17 protein-coding genes and 1 rRNA gene are annotated in these 20,725 nt (G+C 72.4%); 13 read left to right on the top strand and 5 right to left on the bottom strand.

Features of this window, described 5'->3' with window-relative positions:
* Window positions 1-179 precede the first annotated feature (179 nt).
* Together rrf and ACWGDB_RS38680 are read left to right on the top strand one after the other, a co-directional pair.
* Window positions 180-296: ribosomal RNA gene (rrf, locus tag ACWGDB_RS38685) — 5S ribosomal RNA — on the top strand.
* Between the two features lie 1,245 nt (window positions 297-1,541).
* Entirely contained in the window at window positions 1,542-2,294 is a 753-nt protein-coding gene (locus ACWGDB_RS38680) for a hypothetical protein (protein WP_453826746.1), read from the top strand.
* Between the two features lie 54 nt (window positions 2,295-2,348).
* On the opposite strand, the gene ACWGDB_RS38675 is transcribed toward ACWGDB_RS38680, so the two are convergent.
* Window positions 2,349-3,641: a DUF1015 domain-containing protein gene (locus ACWGDB_RS38675; protein WP_453826742.1), complete on the bottom strand. Its 1,293-nt coding sequence runs from the start codon at window positions 3,639-3,641 to the stop codon at window positions 2,349-2,351.
* A 72-nt stretch (window positions 3,642-3,713) separates the two neighbouring features.
* On the opposite strand from ACWGDB_RS38675, the gene ACWGDB_RS38670 reads away from it, so the two are divergent.
* From ACWGDB_RS38670 to ACWGDB_RS38655, 4 genes are all read left to right on the top strand, one after another.
* The gene (locus tag ACWGDB_RS38670; RefSeq protein WP_427841737.1) at window positions 3,714-4,742 is read left to right on the top strand and encodes an HAD hydrolase-like protein; all 1,029 of its coding nucleotides are present in this window, start codon (window positions 3,714-3,716) and stop codon (window positions 4,740-4,742) included.
* A 138-nt stretch (window positions 4,743-4,880) separates the two neighbouring features.
* The gene (locus ACWGDB_RS38665) at window positions 4,881-5,924 is read left to right on the top strand and encodes a FecCD family ABC transporter permease (protein WP_453826741.1); all 1,044 of its coding nucleotides are present in this window, start codon (window positions 4,881-4,883) and stop codon (window positions 5,922-5,924) included.
* An 8-nt stretch (window positions 5,925-5,932) separates the two neighbouring features.
* Window positions 5,933-7,018 carry a FecCD family ABC transporter permease gene (locus ACWGDB_RS38660; RefSeq protein WP_453826745.1) on the top strand — a complete coding sequence of 362 codons (1,086 nt, stop codon included), beginning with the start codon at window positions 5,933-5,935 and terminating at the stop codon, window positions 7,016-7,018.
* Entirely contained in the window at window positions 7,015-7,956 is a 942-nt protein-coding gene (locus ACWGDB_RS38655; RefSeq protein ID WP_453826740.1) for an ABC transporter ATP-binding protein, read from the top strand. Before ACWGDB_RS38660 ends, ACWGDB_RS38655 begins: the two co-directional genes overlap by 4 nt.
* Window positions 7,957-8,009: 53 nt before the next feature.
* Here ACWGDB_RS38655 and ACWGDB_RS38650 read toward each other — a convergent pair whose 3' ends face one another.
* The gene (locus ACWGDB_RS38650; RefSeq protein ID WP_453826739.1) at window positions 8,010-8,357 is read right to left on the bottom strand and encodes an SCP2 sterol-binding domain-containing protein; all 348 of its coding nucleotides are present in this window, start codon (window positions 8,355-8,357) and stop codon (window positions 8,010-8,012) included.
* 42 nt (window positions 8,358-8,399) lie between these two features.
* On the opposite strand from ACWGDB_RS38650, the gene ACWGDB_RS38645 reads away from it, so the two are divergent.
* The 6 genes from ACWGDB_RS38645 (at window position 8,400) to ACWGDB_RS38620 (ending at window position 14,561) form a co-directional block, all read left to right on the top strand.
* Window positions 8,400-8,717 carry a hypothetical protein gene (locus ACWGDB_RS38645; protein ID WP_453826738.1) on the top strand — a complete coding sequence of 106 codons (318 nt, stop codon included), beginning with the start codon at window positions 8,400-8,402 and terminating at the stop codon, window positions 8,715-8,717.
* A 7-nt stretch (window positions 8,718-8,724) separates the two neighbouring features.
* Complete coding sequence (locus ACWGDB_RS38640; protein WP_453826737.1) at window positions 8,725-9,540, top strand: TlyA family RNA methyltransferase; 816 nt, start codon at window positions 8,725-8,727, stop codon at window positions 9,538-9,540.
* Complete coding sequence (locus tag ACWGDB_RS38635; protein WP_328428696.1) at window positions 9,537-10,442, top strand: NAD kinase; 906 nt, start codon at window positions 9,537-9,539, stop codon at window positions 10,440-10,442. The genes ACWGDB_RS38640 and ACWGDB_RS38635 overlap by 4 nt, the downstream gene beginning before the upstream one ends.
* A 215-nt stretch (window positions 10,443-10,657) precedes the next feature.
* Entirely contained in the window at window positions 10,658-12,376 is a 1,719-nt protein-coding gene (gene recN / locus ACWGDB_RS38630; protein WP_453826744.1) for a DNA repair protein RecN, read from the top strand.
* Between the two features lie 28 nt (window positions 12,377-12,404).
* The gene (locus ACWGDB_RS38625; RefSeq protein ID WP_453826736.1) at window positions 12,405-13,157 is read left to right on the top strand and encodes a hypothetical protein; all 753 of its coding nucleotides are present in this window, start codon (window positions 12,405-12,407) and stop codon (window positions 13,155-13,157) included.
* Between the two features lie 267 nt (window positions 13,158-13,424).
* Window positions 13,425-14,561 carry a glycosyltransferase family 4 protein gene (locus tag ACWGDB_RS38620; RefSeq protein ID WP_453826735.1) on the top strand — a complete coding sequence of 379 codons (1,137 nt, stop codon included), beginning with the start codon at window positions 13,425-13,427 and terminating at the stop codon, window positions 14,559-14,561.
* Between the two features lie 32 nt (window positions 14,562-14,593).
* Here ACWGDB_RS38620 and ACWGDB_RS38615 read toward each other — a convergent pair whose 3' ends face one another.
* Window positions 14,594-16,246 carry a PucR family transcriptional regulator gene (locus tag ACWGDB_RS38615; protein WP_453826734.1) on the bottom strand — a complete coding sequence of 551 codons (1,653 nt, stop codon included), beginning with the start codon at window positions 16,244-16,246 and terminating at the stop codon, window positions 14,594-14,596.
* 88 nt (window positions 16,247-16,334) lie between these two features.
* On the opposite strand from ACWGDB_RS38615, the gene ACWGDB_RS38610 reads away from it, so the two are divergent.
* The gene (locus tag ACWGDB_RS38610; RefSeq protein WP_453826733.1) at window positions 16,335-17,297 is read left to right on the top strand and encodes an LLM class F420-dependent oxidoreductase; all 963 of its coding nucleotides are present in this window, start codon (window positions 16,335-16,337) and stop codon (window positions 17,295-17,297) included.
* A 21-nt stretch (window positions 17,298-17,318) separates the two neighbouring features.
* Here the strand turns inward: ACWGDB_RS38610 and ACWGDB_RS38605 are convergent, their stop codons facing one another.
* Window positions 17,319-18,701: an FAD-binding oxidoreductase gene (locus ACWGDB_RS38605; protein ID WP_453826732.1), complete on the bottom strand. Its 1,383-nt coding sequence runs from the start codon at window positions 18,699-18,701 to the stop codon at window positions 17,319-17,321.
* Between the two features lie 70 nt (window positions 18,702-18,771).
* Window positions 18,772-20,574, bottom strand: a complete 1,803-nt coding sequence (locus ACWGDB_RS38600) for a glycoside hydrolase family 15 protein (protein WP_362381366.1) — start codon at window positions 20,572-20,574, stop codon at window positions 18,772-18,774.
* Between the last annotated feature and the right edge of the window lie 151 nt (window positions 20,575-20,725).

Below are 20,725 nucleotides of genomic sequence, written 5' to 3'. Positions count from 1 at the left end.
GTTGATAGGCCGGATCTGGAAGCACGGTAACGTGTGGAGGTGACCGGTACTAATAGGCCGAGGGCTTGTCCATAGATGCTCGCGTCCACTGTGTTAGTTCTGAGGCAACGACCGTTGCCGGTTTCTTGAGCAGAACAGACAAAAGAAAAGTGTGCTTGTTCGCTCGAAACCATTAGGGTTTCGGTGGTTATAGCGTGAGGGAAACGCCCGGTTACATTTCGAACCCGGAAGCTAAGCCTTACAGCGCCGATGGTACTGCAGGGGGGACCCTGTGGGAGAGTAGGACGCCGCCGAACAATCTTTGGGAAGGACCCCTGGTCACCAGCGTTCAGCTGGGACCAGGGGTCCTTTCGTTTTTACAATGCTTGCAGTACCTAAGACAGGAGTCACCGATGTCCACCAACTCTCCCGACGACCGACCGGAGCGCGAACCGCGGCGACGGGACAGTGGTGACCGCGGCGACCGGGGTGATCGAGGCGGTTACCGAGGCGGCGACCGTGGTGGTGTTCGTCGCGACAACGACCGTGGTGGCTACGGGCGTCGTGACGATCGCCGTAGTGACGACCGGGGCGGCGACCGGGGTGGCTTCCGCCGTGACGATCGTCGCGACGACCGCCGTGACGACCGTCGTGGCGATGACCGTGGCGGCTTCCGGCGGGACGACAACCGTGGCGGTGGCCACGCTCGGCGTGATGACCGTGGCGGCGACCGGCGTGAAGGCGATCGGGGTGCCCGTCCGGCGTTCCGCAGGGACGACCGTTCCGGTGGGCCGCGCCGTGACGACCGTGACCGTGGCTTCCGCCGCGAGGGCGACCGTTCGTCCTTCCGTCGTGACGACCGGGGGGAGCGTCGCGACGACGACCGGGGCGGGTTCGGCGGCCGGCGCGATGACCGTCGTGGCGATGACCGCGGTGGCTTCCGGCGGGACGACAACCGTGGTGGCGGCTACGGCCGGCGTGATGACCGTGGCGGCGACCGGCGTAGCGACGAACGTCGCGATGGTGAGCGCGGCGGCTTCCGGCGCGACGACCGGGACCGTGGCTTCCGGCGTGACGATCGCCGTGATGACCGTCGGGGTGACGACCGCGGTGGCGACCGACGCGATTTCCGGCGCGACGACCGCCGTGACGATCGTCGTGGCGATGACCGTGGTGGGTTCCGTCGCGATGACCGCAGGGATGACCGCCGTGACGATCGTCGTGGCGATGACCGTGGTGGGTTCCGTCGCGATGACAGCCGGGGCGATCGCCGTGGCGATGACCGTGGCGGCTTCCGTCGCGATGACAGCCGGGGCGACCGCCGTGACGACCGTCGTGGCGATGACCGTGGTGGGTTCCGTCGCGATGACAGCCGGGGCGACCGTGGTGGGTTCCGTGGGCGGGACGACCGTGGTGGTCGTGGGCCCCGTCGGGACGACCGCGGTGGGCGTCCCGGAGGGTTCCGTGGGCGTGACGATCGGCGGGATGACCGGCGTGACGACCGGCGTGGCGGTGGCCGGTTCCGTGATGAGCGGGATCGGGACCGTGAGCCGATCAAGCGGCTGCCGATCCCGGAGGACGTCACGGGCGACGAGATCGACAAGGACGTACGGCAGGAGCTGCAGAGCCTGCCGAAGACGCTCGCGGAGGACGTCGCCAAGAACCTGGTGATGGTCGCGCGGCTCATCGACGAGGACCCCGAGGGCGCGTACGGCTACTCCAAGGTGGCCCTTCGGCTGGCGTCGCGCGTCGCGGCCGTGCGGGAGGCGGCCGGGTTCGCGGCGTACGCGAACCAGAAGTACGCCGAGGCGCTTGCCGAGTTCCGGGCGGCGCGGCGGATGACCGGTGGCGTGGAGCTGTGGCCGCTGATGGCCGACTGTGAGCGTGGGCTCGGGCGGCCGGAGAAGGCGCTGGACATGGCCGGGGCGGCCGAGTCGCACAAGCTGGACAAGGCCGGGCAGGTCGAGATGCGGCTCGTCGCGGCCGGCGCTCGGCGTGACATGGGGCAGCTGGACGCGGCGATCGTGACGCTGCAGAGCCCCGAGCTGGCCTCCAACGCCGTGCAGCCGTGGACCGCGCGGCTGCGGTACGCCTACGCGGACGCGCTGCTGGCCGCCGGGCGGCAGGGTGAGGCGCGTGAGTGGTTCGCCAAGGCCGTGGAGGCGGACAAGGACGGAAGCACGGATGCCTCCGACCGGCTCGCCGAGATGGACGGTGTCGAGTTCGTCGACGCCTTCGACGAGAGCGATGGCGAGAGTGACGACCGTCGTGAGGAGCAGGCTCAGGCCGATCCCGAAGAGGGCGGCAAGGAGTGATCTGCGTGTGATGTGAAGGGCGGGACCCCGGGCCGGGGTCCCGCCCTTTTGCGTTCACCCGTCCAGGGTGCGCAGCACCAGACCCGACGCCGGCTTCGGGCCGAACGACGTCGACTTTCGGGGCATCGTGACGCCCTGGCGGGCGAGGTCGCGTACGACGTCCTCGCGGACCGGGTGCATCAGGACGGCCGTACCGCCGTCGCGTTCCGCCTTCTTGACGGTGGCGGCGGTGTCGTGGATGTAGGCGATGCGGGTGGGGTCGTCCTCGGGGATGTGCCAGACGTGGGCGAGGAGTGCGGCGTGCAGGACGGTGGCGTCCAGGGTGCGCCAGGCCGCGGGGCGGTCGGTGGGGACCGTGCGGTCGAGGAGGGCCGGGTCGGGGTCGTCGACGAGGTGGAAGGCGCCGTCTCCGGCGAGGAGGTAGGCGTTGCCCGCGCAGGCCGCGTCGGCCAGCGCCGCCAGGGCCTCGGACAGCGGGACTTCGAGGCGGCGGACGCGGAAGTGGCCGTCGAGGGCGGCCAGGGCGTCCGGTACCGCCAGGTCGTGCAGGAGACGGTGGATGGCGCGGACGCGGAGGGGGTAGCGGGCCGTGTCGACGAGGAGGACCAGGCCGTAGTCCCACGGGCTGGGGGAGCCGTGCTCCGCGCGTAGACGTCGATAGGTCGCCCAGCGGTGATGGCCGTCGGCGATCAGGGCCTGGCGGAGCGTCAGGTCGGACTGGACGAGAGCCAGGTCGGCCGGGTCGGTGATCGACCACAGGCGGTGGCTGAAGCCGTCCTCGGTGGTGGTCGCGAAGAGCGGCGGGCGCTCGACCGTGCGCTCGATGACGGCGGTCGTGTCGTTCGCCGTGCCGTTGCCGCGGTAGGTCAGCAGCAGCGGCTCGAGGTTCGCGGAGGTGGCACGCATCAGAGCGGCTCTGTCGGCGACCACGTGCGGCATGACGTCCTCGTGCGGCAGGACGAGGCCCTCCGAGGGCTCCGTCACGCGCAGGGCGCCGATGACGCCGCGCTGCAGCATGCCCTCGCCGTCATGTTGTTCGTAGACGTACAGGCCGGGCTCGGGGTCGGCGGTCAGCACGCCTTCGGACAGCCAGCGGCGCAGGGTCGTCGCGGCCTGGTTGTTGCGGGCGTCCGCGGTCTCGGCCTGAGGGAGGATCAGCCGCACGATGTTGTACGGGTCCGCGTCCTGGAGCTGGTGCAGGCCGTCGGGGCGGACGACGACGTCGTACGGAGGCGATGTCACGGCGGCCAGGCTGCCGACCCGGTCGGGGTCGTAGCGAAGCCCTCGAAACGGGGTGAGTTCGAGGCCTCGGCGCGCCGTTGCTTCCTGGTGACCTGCTGTGTTCATCCCGGCATCGTACGGGTGTCGGTGGCATGGGGGATGATCTGAGGAAAGCCGTCGAACGAGGAGCGATGTGGAATGAGCCAGAGCGTCAGGAGGAGGCCGGAGGGCAGTGGCCAGGCTCTGAGCGAGGCGTACGACACGGCGCTGCTCGACCTCGACGGTGTGGTGTACGCCGGGGGCAACGCGATCGTGCATGCCGTGGAGTCGCTGGCCACGGCCCGTGCGGGCGGAATGCATCTTGCGTATGTCACGAACAACGCCCTGCGGACTCCGGACGTCGTGGCCGCGCATCTGACCGCGCTGGGGATACCCACGGGGGCGGACGACGTGATCACCTCGGCGCAGGCGGTCGCGCGGCTGATCAGTGAGCAGGTGCCGGCGGGCGCCCGGGTGCTGGTGATCGGCGGGGAGGGGCTGCGGGTGGCGCTGCGCGAGCGCGGGCTGGAGCCGGTGGAGTCGGCCGACGACGATCCGGCGGCCGTCGTGCAGGGGTACGGCGGGCCGGAGCTGGCGTGGGGGCGGTTCGCGGAGGCGTGCTACGCCATCGCGCGCGGGGTGCCGTGGTTCGCGTCCAACACCGACCTGACGATTCCGAGCGCGCGCGGGATCGCGCCGGGTAATGGCGCGGCCGTGGAGGTCGTGCGCATAGCCACCGGCGCCGAGCCTCAGGTGGCGGGCAAGCCGTTGCCCCCCATGCACCGGGAGACCATCCTGCGCACCGGCGCCGAGCGGCCGCTGGTCGTCGGGGACCGCCTGGACACGGACATCGAGGGCGCGTTCAACGGGGACGTCGACTCGCTGCTCGTGCTGACCGGGGTGACCGACGGCGCGCAGCTGCTTGCCGCGCCGCCGCAGCACCGGCCGACTTACGTCGACGCCGATCTGCGTGGTGTGCTCACCGGGCAGCCGGAGGTCGCCGAGGACGGAGACGGTTTCCGGTGCGGTGGCTGGACGGCGACCGCCCGGGCCGACCGGCTGGAACTCGTCGGTGACGGTGAGGCCTTGGACGGACTGCGGGCGCTGTGCGCGGCGGCCTGGACCGCGGCCGGGGACGGTTCGTGCGCGCTGGACGCGGGCAAGGAGCTGGCGCGGCTGGGGCTGTGACCTCGTAGGGAAGCGGCGTGGCCGGAGGTGTGACGCCGCGGGGAGGGATTGTGGCCGGGGTTGTGACGCCGTACGGCGGCATCGTGACCTTGTACGGCGGGATCGTGGCCGAATAGGAGGGTAGGCTAACCTAACTGGGTGTTGGTCGAGAGTCCTCCTGAACAGCGCGCGGAGTCCCCGTCCGCGCCACCAAACCGACGGGCGATACGTGCCGTTGGGCTGCTCGTCTCTCTCCTGATTCTGGTGGTCGTCGTTCTGGCGAGCATCGCGATCGGAGCGAAACAGCTGTCCCTGGGGGAGGTCTGGCACGGCCTGTTCGAGAGTTCCGGGACCTACGGCGACGTCGTGGTCGACGACCGGATCTCGCGCACCGTCCTCGGAGTGCTGGCCGGCGCCGCGCTCGGTCTCGCCGGGGCGGTGCTGCAGGCGCTCACCCGCAATCCGCTCGCCGATCCCGGGCTGCTCGGCATCAACGCGGGCGCGTCCGCCGCGGTCGTCACCGCCATCACGTTCTTCGGTGTCACCAGCCTCAGTGGCTACGTCTGGTTCGCCTTCCTCGGCGCGGCAGCGGTCGGGGCGATGGTGTGGTTCCTCGGCGGCAGCCGGGGTGCCACACCGGTGCGGCTCGCGCTCGCCGGTACGGCGATCAGCGCCGCACTCTACGGCTATCTCCAGGCCGTGATGATCATGGACAACGCGGCGCTGAACAAGATGCGCTTCTGGACGGTCGGTTCGCTGACCTCGGCGACGGACTCGACCATCAAGCAGGTGCTGCCGTTCCTCGTCGTCGGCGTGGTCCTCGCGCTGGCGCTCGCCCGGCCGCTCAACGCCATGGAGATGGGCGATGACACCGCCAAGGCTCTCGGCGCCAACCTGAACCGGACCCGGGTGCTGTCGATGCTCGCCGCGACCGTGCTGTGCGGCGCCGCGACCGCGGCCTGCGGGCCGATCGTGTTCGTCGGCCTGATGGTGCCGCATGTCGTGCGGTCCTTCACCGGCCCCGACCTGCGCTGGATCCTGCCGTATGCGGCCGTCCTGTCGCCCGTGCTGCTGCTCGGCGCCGATGTGCTCGGCCGGACCGTCACCCGGCCCGCCGAGCTCCAGGTCGGCATCGTCACCGCGATCCTCGGCGGACCGGTCTTCATCTTTCTCGTACGACGGCGGAGGACGGCCCAGCTGTGAGGACCGCAGTGAAGAGCGAAGCCAAGACCGCGGCGCCGGCGGCGAGTACCCGCGCCTCCCGCGCCAACCGTGCCGTGCGGACGCCGGGCGGGATCTCCGTCCGGCTGGACGTCCGGGCGCTGACCGCCGTCGTCCTGCTGCTGCTTGCCGCGCTCGCCGCGAGTGTCCTGCTGATCGGCACCGGCGACTTCCCGATCTCGGCGGGCGACGTGCTCAGGACGCTGGTCGGCGACGGCAACGCGGGGCAGGAGTTCATCGTCAACGAGCTGCGGCTGCCGAGGGTCCTGGTCGGGCTCCTGGTGGGTGCCGCACTGGGTCTCGGCGGGGCGCTGTTCCAGGCGCTGTCCCGCAACCCGCTGGGCAGCCCGGACATCCTCGGTCTCGGGCAGGGGGCCACGGCCGGGGCGCTCGTGATGATCGTGCTGTTCTCCGGGAACGCCGGCCAGGTCACCGTCGGCGCGCTGGTGGGCGGACTCGCGACCGGGCTCGCCATCTATCTGCTCGCCTGGAAGCGGGGCGTGCACGGTTACCGACTGGTCCTGGTCGGTATCGGCATGTCCGCGATCATGACGGCGGTCAACGGCTATCTGCTGACCAAGGCCGACCTCGTCGACGCGGCCCGCGCGGTCGTGTGGATGACCGGCTCCCTCAGCGGCCGTGACTGGGCCCAGGTCTGGCCGCTGCTCGCGCTGTGCGTCGTCCTCGTACCGCTCGTCCTCGCCAACGCGCGCGGGCTGCGAATGATGGAGATGGGCGACGACGTCTCGTACGCCCTGGGGGTGCGTGTCGAACGCGTACGGCTGCTGCTGATGCTGGCGGCCGTGCTGCTCACCGCGGCCGCCACCGCCGCCGCGGGCCCCGTGAGTTTCGTGGCGCTGACCGCGCCGCAGCTCGCCCGGCGCCTGACCCGCTCGCCCGGGCCGAACCTGCTGCCCTCGCTGTGCATGGGCGCCGCCCTCCTCGTCACCGCCGACTGGATCTCCCAGCGGGTCTTCGGCGCCGACCAGATGCCCGTGGGCGTGGTCACGGGCGTGCTCGGCGGCGTATACCTGCTCTGGCTGCTGGTTACCGAGCGCAAGGCGGGCCGGATATGAGGCCCGGCAGCAACGGCAACGAGAGCCTCAGCCACAAGAGCCTGAGCAACGACAGCCTCAGCAGCGGGGCGAGCAACGGGCTGAACGACCGAAGGAGCACTGTGAACCGCCTGTCCGCCGACAACGTCACCCTCGCCTACGACCAGCGGGTCATCGCCGAGCAACTGTCGGTGGAGATACCCGACAGCTCCTTCACCGTGATCGTCGGCCCGAACGCGTGCGGCAAGTCCACGCTGCTGCGGGCGCTGTCGCGGATGCTCAAGCCCAGCCAGGGCCGGGTCCTGCTGGACGGGTCGGTCATCCAGTCGATGCCGGCGAAGAAGGTCGCGCGCACGCTGGGGCTGCTGCCGCAGTCGTCGATCGCGCCGGACGGGATCACCGTCGCCGACCTGGTGGGCCGCGGCCGGTACCCGCACCAGGGGATCCTGCGCCAGTGGTCGACCGAGGACGAGCGGGTCGTACAGGAGTCGATGGAGCAGACCGGGATCGCCGAGCTCGCGGATCGCTATGTCGACGAACTGTCCGGCGGTCAGCGCCAGCGCGTGTGGATCGCGATGGCGCTCGCCCAGCAGACGCCGCTGCTGCTGCTCGACGAGCCGACGACCTACCTCGACATCCAGCACCAGATCGACGTCCTCGACCTGTGCGCCCAGCTGCACGAGGAGCAGGGGCGGACGCTGGTCGCCGTGCTGCACGACCTGAACCACGCGGCCCGGTACGCCACACACCTCATCGCCCTGCGCGGCGGGGAGATCATCGCCGAGGGCGCGCCGAACGACATCGTGACGGCCGAGCTGGTCGAGGACGTCTTCGGGCTGCGGTGCCAGGTCATCGACGACCCCGAGACGGGGACGCCGCTCGTGATTCCGGCGGCGCGCAAGGCGCGGGTCGGGGACAAGGCGGACGTCACGAAGGTGGCCGCCGCCGAAGCCTCCTGAGGTGACCTGGAGAGAGGTTTCTGAGGTGACCCGGAGAAGCGTCCTGAGGTGGCTTAGAGAAGCTTCCTGAGGACCAGCAGATCGCGCAGACCCGCGTGCAGCTTCACCCGGCCCGAGCCCCACGCCTTGGCGAAGTTCAGGTCGCCGTCGACCAGGGAGACCAGGTCGTCGCCGGTCATGCTCAGTCTGATCTGGGCCTTCTCGCGGGGCGGGCCCTGGAGCGTGTCGTGGACCTGGATGCGGCCGCCCGCCATGCGGCCGGCGAAGGTGACGTCCAGGTCGGTGATGTGGCAGCTCACCGAGCGGTCCAGGGCGGCGGCCGAGCGGACGTCCCCTTCGGCGCGCTGCATGTTGTCCGAGAGCTTTTCGAGTGCGGCGCGGCACTCCTCAGTCGTGGCCATCGCGATCGACGGTACCCCAGCGGTTCGGGGTAGCGTCTGGGCATGAGCGACACAGTTCCGCAGCCGGAGGTCCCGGAGGAGACCGAGGCCGAGGCCGGGCAGGTGACCGACCCCGGGCTCGCGGTCGAATCCGAGTACGACCCCGCCGCCCCAGCACCGCTGAACGTCCCGCGCACCGCCACCGGCCACGCCGACGTCGACGCGCAGTTGGAGCGGCTCGGTGATGCCGACCACCTCGCCACGGACGGGCACCTGGAGGTGTACGAGGATGTACACCGGGGGCTGCGCGACGCGCTCACCGCGCTCGACGCCCGCCCGGGACCTCCGGCGCCCCCGTCGCCGTATGGAAACAGGAGCTGAACCGAACGTGGCAGGAGTCGCACGCCGCCGTCTTGACGCGGAGCTGGTCCGCCGGAAGCTTGCGCGCTCGCGCGAGCACGCCAGCCAGCTGATCGCCGCCGGGCGGGTCACCGTCGGCAAGACCGTCGCGACCAAGCCGGCCACACAGGTGGAGACCGCGGCGGCGATCGTCGTCGTCGCCGACGGCAGCGAGCCCGAGTACGTGTCCCGGGGAGGGCACAAGCTCGCGGGCGCTCTGGAGGTCTTCGTACCCCAGGGGCTGGCGGTCGAGGGGCGGCGGGCGCTCGATGCCGGGGCGTCCACCGGCGGGTTCACCGATGTGCTGCTGAGGGCCGGGGCCGCCCGGGTGGTCGCCGTCGACGTCGGCTACGGACAACTCGCCTGGACTCTCCGAAGTGATGAACGCGTGACCGTCAAAGACCGTACGAACGTACGCGAGTTGACGCTCGAAGCGATCGATGGGGAACCAGTGGATCTTGTCGTGGGGGATCTGTCCTTCATCCCGCTCGGACTGGTGCTGCCCGCCCTGGTGCGGTGCGTGAAGCCGGACGCCGATCTGGTGATGATGGTCAAGCCACAGTTCGAGGTGGGGAAGGAGCGGCTGGGCAGCGGCGGGGTCGTCCGCAGTCCCGAGCTGCGGGCCGAGGCCGTGCGCGGCGTGGCAGAGAAGGCGTGGGAACTCGGGCTCGGGGTGAAGGGGGTCACGGCGAGTCCGTTGCCCGGACCCTCCGGGAATGTCGAGTACTTTCTGTGGCTGCGTACCGGGGCGCCCGCTCTGGACCCGGCCGACGTTGACCGTGCAGTTGCGGAGGGGCCGCGTTGACACAGAACCGAGCTCGTACTGTTTTTCTGCTCGCCCACACCGGGCGGCCCGCGGCCATTCGCAGCGCCGAGCTGGTGGTCAAGGGGCTGCTGCGGGAGGGCATCGGGGTGCGCGTCCTGGAGTACGAGGCCGCCGACCTGCCGCTGCCGGACGAGGTGGAGCTCGTCAAGGAGGCGACCGCGCAGTGCCTCGACGGGTGCGAGCTGCTGATAGTGCTGGGCGGCGACGGAACGCTGCTGCGGGGCGCCGAGTTCGCCCGTGCGTCCGGGGTGCCGATGCTGGGTGTGAACCTCGGGCGGGTCGGGTTCCTCGCGGAGGCCGAGCGCGATGATCTCGACAAGGTCGTCGACCGGGTCGTGACCAAGGCGTACGAGGTCGAGGAGCGGATGACCGTCGACGTCGTCGTGCATCAGAACGGCGACATCGTGCACACGGACTGGGCGCTGAACGAGGCGGCCGTGCAGAAGGCCGGCGCCGAGAAGCTGCTCGAGGTCGTGCTGGAGATCGACGGGCGGCCGGTGACGGGGTTCGGATGCGACGGGATCGTGCTCTCCACGCCGACCGGGTCCACGGCGTATGCCTTCTCGGCGGGCGGGCCTGTGGTGTGGCCCGAGGTCGAAGCGTTGCTGATGGTGCCGATCTCGGCGCACGCGCTGTTCGCCAAGCCGTTGGTGACGTCGCCGGATTCGGTGCTGGCGGTGGAGGTTCTGCCGCACATCCCGCCGGGGGTGCTGTGGTGTGACGGGCGACGGACTGTCGAGTTGCCGCCGGGAGCGCGGGTCGAGGTGCGGCGGGGGGCTGTGCCGGTGCGGCTCGCTCGGCTGCATCACGCCTCGTTCACGGATCGGTTGGTGGCGAAGTTCGCGTTGCCGGTTTCCGGGTGGCGGGGGGCGCCGCATTAGCCCATTCGCCGTGGTGTGCGTTGGGGGGCGTCGGCGGCTGCGGGCCCGTTGTGGCTGGTCGCGCAGTTCCCCCGCGCCCCTGAGGGAGTGACACTCGCCCGAGTGACAATGTGCGGTCGGTACGCATTCGTCACCTGGACCTTCACATGACTGGGACCGGGGGGCGTCGCATCCCCGGTACCTGACCTCGTAAGGTCGTGTCCGTGTTGGAGGAGATGCGGATACGGTCGCTCGGAGTCATCGACGACGCTGTCGTCGAACTGTCGCCGGGGTTCACAGCCGTCACCGGTGAAACGGGAGCGGGCAAGACCATGGTGGTCACCAGCCTCGGGCTGTTGCTCGGTGGGCGGGCGGACCCGGCGCTCGTGCGGATCGGGGCCGACAAGGCGGTCGTGGAGGGGCGGATCACCGTCGCCGCGGGCGCGTCGGCCTTCGTACGGGCCGAGGAGGCCGGGGCCGAGCTCGATGACGGGGCTCTGCTGATCAGCCGTACCGTTTCCGCCGAGGGGCGGTCACGGGCGCATGTGGGCGGGCGCAGCGTGCCCGTGGGGCTGCTCGCCGACCTCGCCGACGACCTGGTGGCGGTGCACGGGCAGACGGACCAGCAGGGGCTGCTGAAGCTGACCCGGCAGCGGCAGGCGCTCGACCGGTACGCCGGTGATGCCGTCGCCGTGCCGCTCGCCAAGTACGGCGAGGCGTACCGGCGGTTGCGGGCGGTCTCCGTCGAGCTCGACGAGATCACCACGCGCGCGCGTGAGCGGGCCCAGGAAGCCGACCTGCTGCGGTTCGGGCTCGACGAGATCGCCGGTGTCGAGCCGCGCGCCGGGGAGGACGTGGAGCTCGCGGAGGAGGCCGAGCGGCTCGGGCACGCGGAGGCGCTGTCGTCGGCCGCCACGGCCGGGCACGCCGCGCTGGCCGGCAACCCGGAGGACCCCGAGGGCATCGACGCGGCGACGCTCGTGGCGGGCGCGCAGCGGGCCCTGGACGCCGTGCGGTCGCACGATCCGGCGCTGGCCGCGCTGGCCGACCGGATCGGGGAGATCGGGATCCTGCTGGGCGATGTCGCCGGGGAGTTGGCGGGGTACGCCGACGACCTGGACGCCGATCCCCTGAGGCTCGCGGCCGTCGAGGAACGGCGGGCCGCGCTGACCGCGCTCACGCGGAAGTACGGCGAGGACGTCGCCGCCGTGCTCACCTGGGCCGAGGAGAGCAGCCGGCGGCTGACCGAGCTGGACAGCGACGACGAGCGCATCGACGAGCTGACCGCCGAGCGGGACGGGCTGCGGGCCGAGCTGGGCGGGCTGGCGCAGGCGTTGACCGATGCGCGGGCGGAGGCCGCCGAGCGGTTCGCCGCCGCCGTGACGGCGGAGCTGGCCTCGCTCGCGATGCCGCACGCGCGCGTGTCCTTCGACATCAGGCAGACCGAGGACCCGCAGGGCGTGGAGGTCGGTGGGCGCCCGGTCGCCTACGGGCCCTCGGGTGTGGACGAGGTCGAGCTGCTGCTCGCCCCGCACCCGGGAGCGCCGCCCCGGCCGATCGCCAAGGGCGCGTCCGGCGGTGAGCTGTCGCGTGTGATGCTCGCCGTCGAGGTCGTGTTCGCCGGGACCGATCCCGTGCCGACGTACCTCTTCGACGAGGTCGACGCCGGTGTCGGCGGCAAGGCGGCCGTGGAGATCGGCCGCAGGCTGGCCCGGCTGGCCAAGACCGCGCAGGTCGTCGTGGTGACCCACCTGCCGCAGGTCGCCGCCTTCGCCGACCGGCAACTGCTCGTCGAGAAGACCAACGACGGGTCGGTCACCCGCTCCGGCGTGAAGGTCCTGGAGGGCGAGGAGCGGATCCGGGAGCTGTCCCGGATGCTCGCCGGTCAGGAGGACTCGGAGACGGCCCGCGCGCACGCGGAGGAGTTGCTCGAGACGGCTCGGGCGGACAGGTAGCCCGGGCGGCGGCCCGTAGGGTGACCGGATGATCAAGCAAGCCGTCTCCTTCGGTCTGTCCGCCGCCCTCACCCGCGCCGCGGTAGCCGCCCTGCGCGCCAAGGCCCCCGGCGGCCGTGACCGCTGGGAGCGGAAGAACTACGCGGGCCGGACCGTGGAGTTGTACGCCGGGCCCGCCTGCGCCCTGGCGGCTGCGGTGGCCGTCGGGCGGGTCGCGCCGGCCGCCGGGGTCGCCGTGGCCGTGGCCGGAGCCTGCGGGGCGTACGACGACGTGGTGGGGGACGGTGACCCCCGGCGTGGGTTCCGGGCGCATCTCGCCGCGCTCCGGGACGGCGAAGTGACCAGCGGGGCCGTCAAGTTGTTCGGGGTCTCCGCCGCCGGGCTCGTCGCGGGGGCGGTTCTCAAGGAGCGGCCGCTGGACAAGCTGCTCGCGGGCGTGGTGATCGCGGGTGCCGCGCACTTCGTCAACCTCGTGGACGTGCGGCCGGGGCGGGCCGCCGCCGCGGTGCTCGCGCTCGGTGCGCCGGGGCTGTTGCGCCCGGGGCCCGGAGCCGAGTCGGCCGCCGGTGCCATGGGAGCCGCGGCGGCCGTACTGCCCGACGACCTCGGGGAGCGGGCGATGATCGGCGACACCGGGGCGCATGCGCTGGGCGCGGCCCTCGGGACGGCGGTCGTGGCCGGGAACGGGCGCGCCGGGCTGGTCGCGCACGCCGCTGCGGTCGTCGCCGCGGCGGTGTACGGCGACAAGGTGAGCGCGGTCGCCAGCAGGGCGGTCGGGTGACGCGCCGCAGGTCGGGGAGCGTGCCCCGCGCGCGCATGTTCGGCCACACCCCCCACCCCGCCTCACTCGTGCAGGTGACTCGGCCCGGCGCGTTGCCCCGCAGCTGAGCCGTCCACGCCCTGTCGCCGTTCCCGGAACGGCCGTACGTCCTGGCATCCTTGGCGTAAACACGTCGTACGCGTAGGGATTCTCGCGGTACACCCCCTCCGCGCGATCCTTCTGTACGTTCTTCGTGACCGCCCGACCCGAAGCAGGAGCCCCGGCCACGTGACCCCCGCGAGCAGCCACTCACCGCACGGCCAGTCGTCGCTGCGCACCGTGCAGGTGCTGGGCGGCGGCAACGCCGGCAGTAGCGCGCATGTGCGATCGCTGGCCTCGGGGCTGGTCGCACGGGGCGTGCGGGTCACCGTGTGCGCCCCTGTCGAGGCCGATCACCTCTACGACTTCACGGGCGCCGGCGCCGACCATGTGCATGTGCCGCGCAGCAGCGATCCGGCTTCCGTGGCCACACTGCGGGCCGCCTGCGTGGACGCCGACCTGGTGCACGCCCACGGGCTGCACGCGTCCTTCCGTGCCGTGCTCGCGCTGAGCGGGCGGCGTACCCCACTCGTCGTCACCTGGCACGACCGCGCTCACGCCGAGGGCGCCCGCGCCCATCTCCTGCGGCTGTTGGAGCGGCGGGTCGTCAAGGCCGCCTCCGTCGTGCTCGGGACCACCTCGGCGCTGGTGGACCGGGCCCGGCGGACCGGTGCCCGCGACGCGCGCCTCGCCGCCGTCGCGCTGCCCGCGCCGAGCCGTACCGTCGAGCACGACGACCCCGACCCGCTGCGTCCCAAGGTCCGGGCCGAACTCGGCGCCACCGGACGCCCGTTGCTGATCGCCGTCGGCTCGCTGGAGCGGCATCGCGGGTACGACGTGCTGCTGGACGCCTCGCGCGCGTGGCTGCGGCTCGACGCCGTGCCGTTGGTCGTGATCGCGGGGGAGGGGGCGCTGCGGGCCGATCTGCAGCGCCGGATCGAGGACGAGGGGCTGCCCGTGCGGCTCATCGGGCGGCGTGACGACGTCTCCGAGCTGCTCGCGGCGGCCGACGTGGCGCTTCTGCCGAGCAGTTGGGAGTCACGGTCGGTCCTCGCCCAGGCGGCCCTTCACGCGCGCGTGCCGCTCGTCGCCACCGACGTCGGCGGCGTGCCGGAACTCGTCGGCGACGCGGCCGAACTCGTCCCGTACGGCGACCCGGAGGCCCTCGCCGACGCCGTCGTACGGCTGCTCGGCGATCCCGAGCGGCAGGAGTTCCTCAGGAACCGGGGCGCGCGGCAGGCGGCCACCTGGCCGACCGAGGACGAGACCGTCGCCCAAGTGCTCAGCGTGTACGACGAGTTGACGCAGCCGCGGCCCATGATCTAGACGCCGGAAGCGTCCGTGGCCCACGTGCCGCCCTACCCCGCATGCCTGCGTGCCCGAAGCGCCAGGCTCAACGCCAGCACCGTCTGCGGGTCGTCGAGGTCCGTGCCGAGCAACTCGCCGATGCGGGCGAGGCGGTTGTAGAGCGTCTGCCGGTTGAGGTGCAGCTCGCGGGCCGTCTCCGCCTTGCGGCCCGCGTGCGCCAAGTACGTCTCCAGGGTGGGCAGCAGGGGCGGCTTGGAGCGGTTGTCGTGGTCGCGGAGCGGGCCGATCGCGCGGTCCACGAAAGCCGCGAGGTCCGGATGGTTGCGCAGCCGCCACAGCAGCAGGTCGATGTCCAGGCGCCGGGCGTCGTACCAGGGGCGGTCGGACAGGCCCTGCGCCGCGGTCGCCGTCTCCGCCGCGTGTCTGAGGCCCGCCGAGGCCGCCGCCCAGCTGCCGGCCACCCCGACGACCACGACCGGTGGCGGCGCCCCGGGGCGCTGGACCCCGGCCCGCTCCACACCCGCCCGCAGCGCCACCGCCACCCGGTCCGCGACCGCCGACCGTTCCGACTCCGAACGCAGGCCCAGCAGCAGCGGCACCCGCCCCTCCACCGGCCGCACGCCCAACAGCACCGGCGCCCCCACCGAGGCCAGCTCCTCCCCGACCGCGCGCGCCAGCACCGCCCAGCCCCCGCCCGGCGACAGCGCGTCCCCCAGCCGCATCACGACCGGCAGCAGCGGACTGTCACCCGGCTTGAAGCCCAGCACGCGCGCCTGTGCCGGGGCGTCCTCGGCGGCGATACGGCCCTCCGCGAGGTCGGTCAGGAAGTCGCCGCGCCCGCGCGCCGCCAGCTCCTCCTCCTGGCGCGCCTGCATCAGCACCACGGCCAGGCTGCCCGCGGCCCGCTCGGCGGCGATCCGGTGCACGGGCGCTAGCGGGCCCCGCACGGGGAGCAGCACGAGACGGGCCCGGACCGACCCCGTGCCCGGGCCGCCGCCCGGCACATCCACCAGCACCGACCCGCCCGGCGGCGGCGCGTCCTTGTGCTGGCTCCGCAGTCCCTCCCACACCTGCAACGGATCCGCGCCCTCGGGGCCCGCCCCGGCGGCGTACAGCAGTTGGCCGTCCGTCGTCTCCAGGAACACCGGGTTGCCGCTGAAGTCGGCCAGGATGCCCAGCACTTGGGGCACCCCGCCGCCGCCGAGCAGCGCCTCCGTGCACCGGCGGTGCACCTCCTCGGCCCGTTGCAGCAGCGCGTAGTGGCCGTTGACGATCTCGGTGTGGATCTCCTCGGTGACCGTCACGAAGGCCACCTCGCGATGGAGCTGGACGAGCGGCAGACCGGCCGTCCGTGCCGTGTCGACCAGCGCGGCGGGCAGCCGCGTGAAGCGCGTGCCCAGCTCGACGACCAGGGCCGCGATGCCCCGCTCCGCCAGGGTGCGCACGAACGCACGCTGGTCGGCAGGGCGCGTGCCGAGGCCGTAGCCCGTGGTCAGCAGCAGTTCGCCGCCCTTCAGCAGCGAGGCGATGTTGGGCACCTCGCCGGCGTGCACCCAGCGCACGGTCCGCCCCAGCCGGTCGCCGCCCGCGAGGACCTCCGGCAGCCCACTGCGCAGCCCGGGCAGCTCCAGTGCCCGCCGCACGGTGATCCCGGCGCTGTGGGTCCCGTAGCCGCTGTCCGTACCGCCCGTACCGCTGTCCATGTGCCGGACGCTACCCGTGCGCGGGCTTCCCTGACATCTCCGGAGCCGATCTTGCGTTGCGGCGCCGGAGCGGGGTAGCCGCGTCGGCATGGACTTCAGCGTGGTTGCCGTGGCACGGGAGGACGAGAGTCCGGTCGAGGAGCCGTTGCGGGTGGCCGTGGCCGCCGATCGGCTCGGGTATCGCGAGGTGTGGGCGGGGGAGGGGCCGACCTGGGACTCCTTCGTCCTCGCCACGGCCATCGGGCGGGCCACCGAGCGGGTCGCGCTGACGGCCGGTCCCGTGGCGGTGTCGGTGCGCGAGCCGTTCGGGATCGCGCGGGGCGCCGCCTCGGTCGCCGCCGTCACCGGGCGGCCGGTCGGGGTGGCGCTGGGGACGTCCAGCAAGCGGGTGGTCGAGGGCGTGCACGGGGTGCCGCGGGCACGGCCCGCCGCGGCGATGGAGGCCTCGGCGGCGGCCCTGCGTGTCTTCCTGCACGGCAGGCCCGGCGAACCGGTCGTCCCGGGCAGCGCCTTCCCGCGACGCCTCCGGCCGCCCGGTGGCCCGCTCACCGTGGCGGCGTTCGGGGACCGCGCGATCGCCACGGCGGCGGTCCACGCCGACCGGATGCTGCTCGACATTGTCTCGCCGGAACAGGTGCGGTCGCTGCGGGGGAGGCTCGAAGCGGCCGCCACGCGCGCGGGCCGTACGACGCCGCCCACGCTGGCCGCCTGGCTGCCCGCCGCCGTCGAGCCGGACCCGGACTCCCTGGCGCAGGTCCTGCGGAGCATCGCCGGGTATCTGACGGTGCCGGGCTACAGCGACATGTTCGAGGCGGCCGGCTTCGGGGAGGCGGTCGAGCTGGCCCGTACCGGGGCCGATCCCGGCACGCTGGTCCGGGCGCTGCCCGCCGCGGCGGCGGACATGGTCGGCCTGGTGGGCGACCTGGACGCCGTACGCGCGCGTGTCGCGGCGTACGCCGAAGCCGGACTGGACGAGATCGCGCTGGTGCCGGCGACGGCGGGCGACCCGGGCGGGGAGCGGACGCTGACGGCGTTCCAGCAGGTCGGCTGACGGCGCCCGGGCCGGCCGCGCTCAGGCCGGCCTGATGTTGTGGTTGAACCGGAAGACGTTGTCCGGGTCGTGGCGCCGCTTCAGCTCCGCCAGCCGCCGCGTGTTCTCGGCGCCCAGACCGGCCACCACGCGTTCCGCGCCCTCGTCGCCGATGAAGTTCAGATAGACCGCGCCGGTGCTCCACGGCTGCGCGTCGGCCCGCACGTCCCGGACCCACTGGACGCACCGCTCGTCGTCCGCCGGGTCCTCCCAGATCGCGAAGGGGTGCACAGCCCAGGCCGCGTCCCGGTAGGGCACGGGGTACTCGTGGGGGCCCGCGGCGATCGCCCCGCCCTGCGGGAACATCGCGTGGAGGGTCCCAGTGGGCGAGGGGACGGACTCGCCCCCGGCGCAGAACGCCTCCAGGTAGGCGTCGGGCGCGCCCGTCAGATACTCCGCCGACCAGTAGTTACGCATCCCCGGCGGATCGTCGAGCATGCACTGGACGTCGGCGTACGGCATCGCCCCGACGATCTCCGACTCGTGCGGCAGCGCCAGCAGGGGCTCGGCCAGCTTGCGCATCTCCTCCTCGGGCCCGGCGTACGTCAGCAGCGCACCGCACAGGAGCTTGCCGACCAGGTGCGGCGGCACGAACTCCTCGGGCGGGCCGGTGAGATACAGCATGGCGCCGCTCGCCTCGTCCGGAGCCACGGTGATCAGCTCGCGGTAGGTGCGGACGACCTCGGGACCGGCCTCCGGGAGGTACAGCACCAGCGCGAGGGAGAACGCGGGCAGCTCGTGGAGTTTCAGGGTGAGCGCGGTCGCGACGCCGAAGTTGCCGCCACCGCCGTGCAGAGCCCAGAACAATTCGGGGTTGTCGTCGGCGCTCGCGTGGATTCGCTCGCCCTCCGCGGTGACGAGTTCGACGCCGAGCAGGTTGTCGACGGCCAGTCCGCACCAGCGGTCCAGCCAGCCTGTGCCCCCGCCCAGGACGAAGCCGCCGACCCCGGTCGTGGACGCCCGGCCGCCGGTCGTCGCGAGGCCGAACACCTGCGTGGCGCGGTCCAGGTCGCTCATCGTCGCCCCGCCCGCGACCCGTACCGCCTCGGCCGCGGGGTCGACGGTGACCGCGCGCATATGGCGCAGGTCGATCACCAGGCCGTTGTCGTTCAGCGCCATGCCGGCGACGCTGTGCCCGCCGCCGCGCACCGCGATGTTGAGGTCCAGGTCCCGTGCGAACCGCACGGCCCGCGCGACGTCGTCCTCGTCCACGCACTGCGCGATCACCGCGGGCCGCCGGTCGATCATGGCGTTGAAGACGGCCCGGGCGTCGTCGTAGCCGAAGTCCCCCGGCGCGAACACATCACCGGCGAGATCCTCGCGCAACGCGGTGAGGGCCGCGCCCGCCTTCGAGAGGGAAGCCATGGCCGCCCCCTTCCGTTGCCGGGGCAGTCGCTAATTCCCAGCCTAGGCGGGCGCGTAACGGCAGTCCTGTTCAGCCGCCGTACGCCCCGGACGCCGTCAGCCGCAGCGCGGTGTCGATCAGCGGGACGTGGCTGAAGGCCTGCGGGAAGTTGCCGACCTGGCGCTGCAGGTGCGGGTCCCACTCCTCGGCCAGCAGACCGAGGTCGTTGCGCAGCGACAGCAGCTTCTCGAACAGCTTGCGGGCCTCGTCGACGCGGCCGATCATCGCCAGGTCGTCCGCCATCCAGAACGAGCAGGCGAGGAAGGCGCCCTCGTCACCGGGGAGGCCGTCGACGCCCTCGTCCTCGCCCTGCGTCGGGTAGCGCAGGATGAAGCCGTCCGAGGTCGACAGCTCGCGCTGGATCGCCTCGATGGTCCCGATGACGCGCTTGTCGTCCGGCGGCAGGAAGCCCATCTGCGGGATCAGCAGCAGGGAGGCGTCCAGCTCCTTCGAGCCGTACGACTGCGTGAACGTGTTGCGCTCCTTGTCGTAGCCCTTCTCGCACACGTCCCGGTGGATGTCGTCGCGCAGCTCGCGCCAGCGCTCCAGCGGGCCGTCCGCGTCGCCGGACTCGATGAGCTTGATGGTGCGGTCGACGGCGACCCAGGCCATCACCTTCGAGTGCACGAAGTGGCGGCGCGGGCCGCGCACCTCCCAGATGCCCTCGTCCGGCTCGTCCCAGTGGTCCTCCAGGTAGCGGATCAGCTTCAGCTGGAGCAGCGAGGCGTAGTCGTTGCGGGCCAGGCCCGTCATGTGGGCCAGGTGCAGGGCCTCGGTGACCTCGCCGTACACGTCCAGCTGGAGCTGGTGCGCGGCGCCGTTGCCGACCCGGACCGGCGCGGAGTTCTCGTAGCCGGGCAGCCAGTCCAGCTCGGCCTCGCCCAGCTCGCGCTCGCCCGCGATGCCGTACATGATCTGCAGGTTCTCCGGGTCGCCCGCGACCGCCCGCAGCAGCCACTCCCGCCACGCGCGGGCCTCCTCGCGGTAGCCGGTGCGCAGCAGCGAGGACAGCGTGATGGCCGCGTCGCGCAGCCAGGTGTAGCGGTAGTCCCAGTTGCGGACGCCGCCGATGTCCTCGGGCAGGGAGGTCGTCGGAGCGGCGACGATGCCGCCCGTGGGGGCGTACGTCAGCGCCTTCAGCGTGATCAGCGAGCGGACCACCGCCTCGCGGTACGGGCCGTGGTACGTACAGTGCTCGACCCACTCCCGCCAGAAGTCCTCGGTCGCCTCCAGCGACTGCTCCGGCTCCGGCAGCGCCGGCGGCTGCTTGTGCGAGGGCTCCCAGGAGATGGTGAACGCGATCCGCTCACCCGGGGCGACCGTGAAGTCCGAGTACGTCGTCAGCGACTTGCCGTACGTCTCGGCCTCCGTGTCGAACCACACGGAGTCCGGGCCGGCGACGGCCACCGTACGGCCCTCGTGCTTGTGCACCCACGGCACGACCCGGCCGTACGAGAAACGCATCCGCAGCGCCGAGCGCATCGGCACCCGGCCCGAGACGCCCTCCACGATCCGGATCAGCTGGGGCGCCCCGTCACGCGGGGGCATGAAATCGATCACCCGGACCGTGCCGCGCGGCGTGTCCCACTCGGACTCCAGGATCAGCGAGTCGCCGCGGTAGCTGCGCCGGGCCGCGGTGGGCGGTTCGGCGTCGGACGCGTGAGCCGGACCGAGCCGCCAGAAACCGTGTTCTTCGGTGCCCAGCAGGCCGGCGAAGATGGCATGCGAGTCGAAGCGGGGCAGGCACAGCCAGTCGACTGTGCCGTCCCGGCAGACCAGTGCTGCGGTCTGCATGTCTCCGATGAGTGCGTAGTCTTCGATGCGCCCGGCCACGTGCAACTCCAGTCGAACGGCCACGTCACCCCCTTCTCTGCCAAGGGGGCTCTCGCTTAGTGCGGTCAAGGGGTGGTTGTAATGCGTCGTCGAGCGGTGAAGCAAAGCAGCCGTCTGCGCCGTGAGGCAAAACGACAGTCGCTTCTCGACA

The sequence above is a fragment of the Streptomyces sp. NPDC055013 genome, assembly GCF_053608645.1.
The sequence above is the reverse complement of the archived record's forward strand: the minus strand, read 5'-3'. Positions and strand labels throughout refer to the sequence as shown.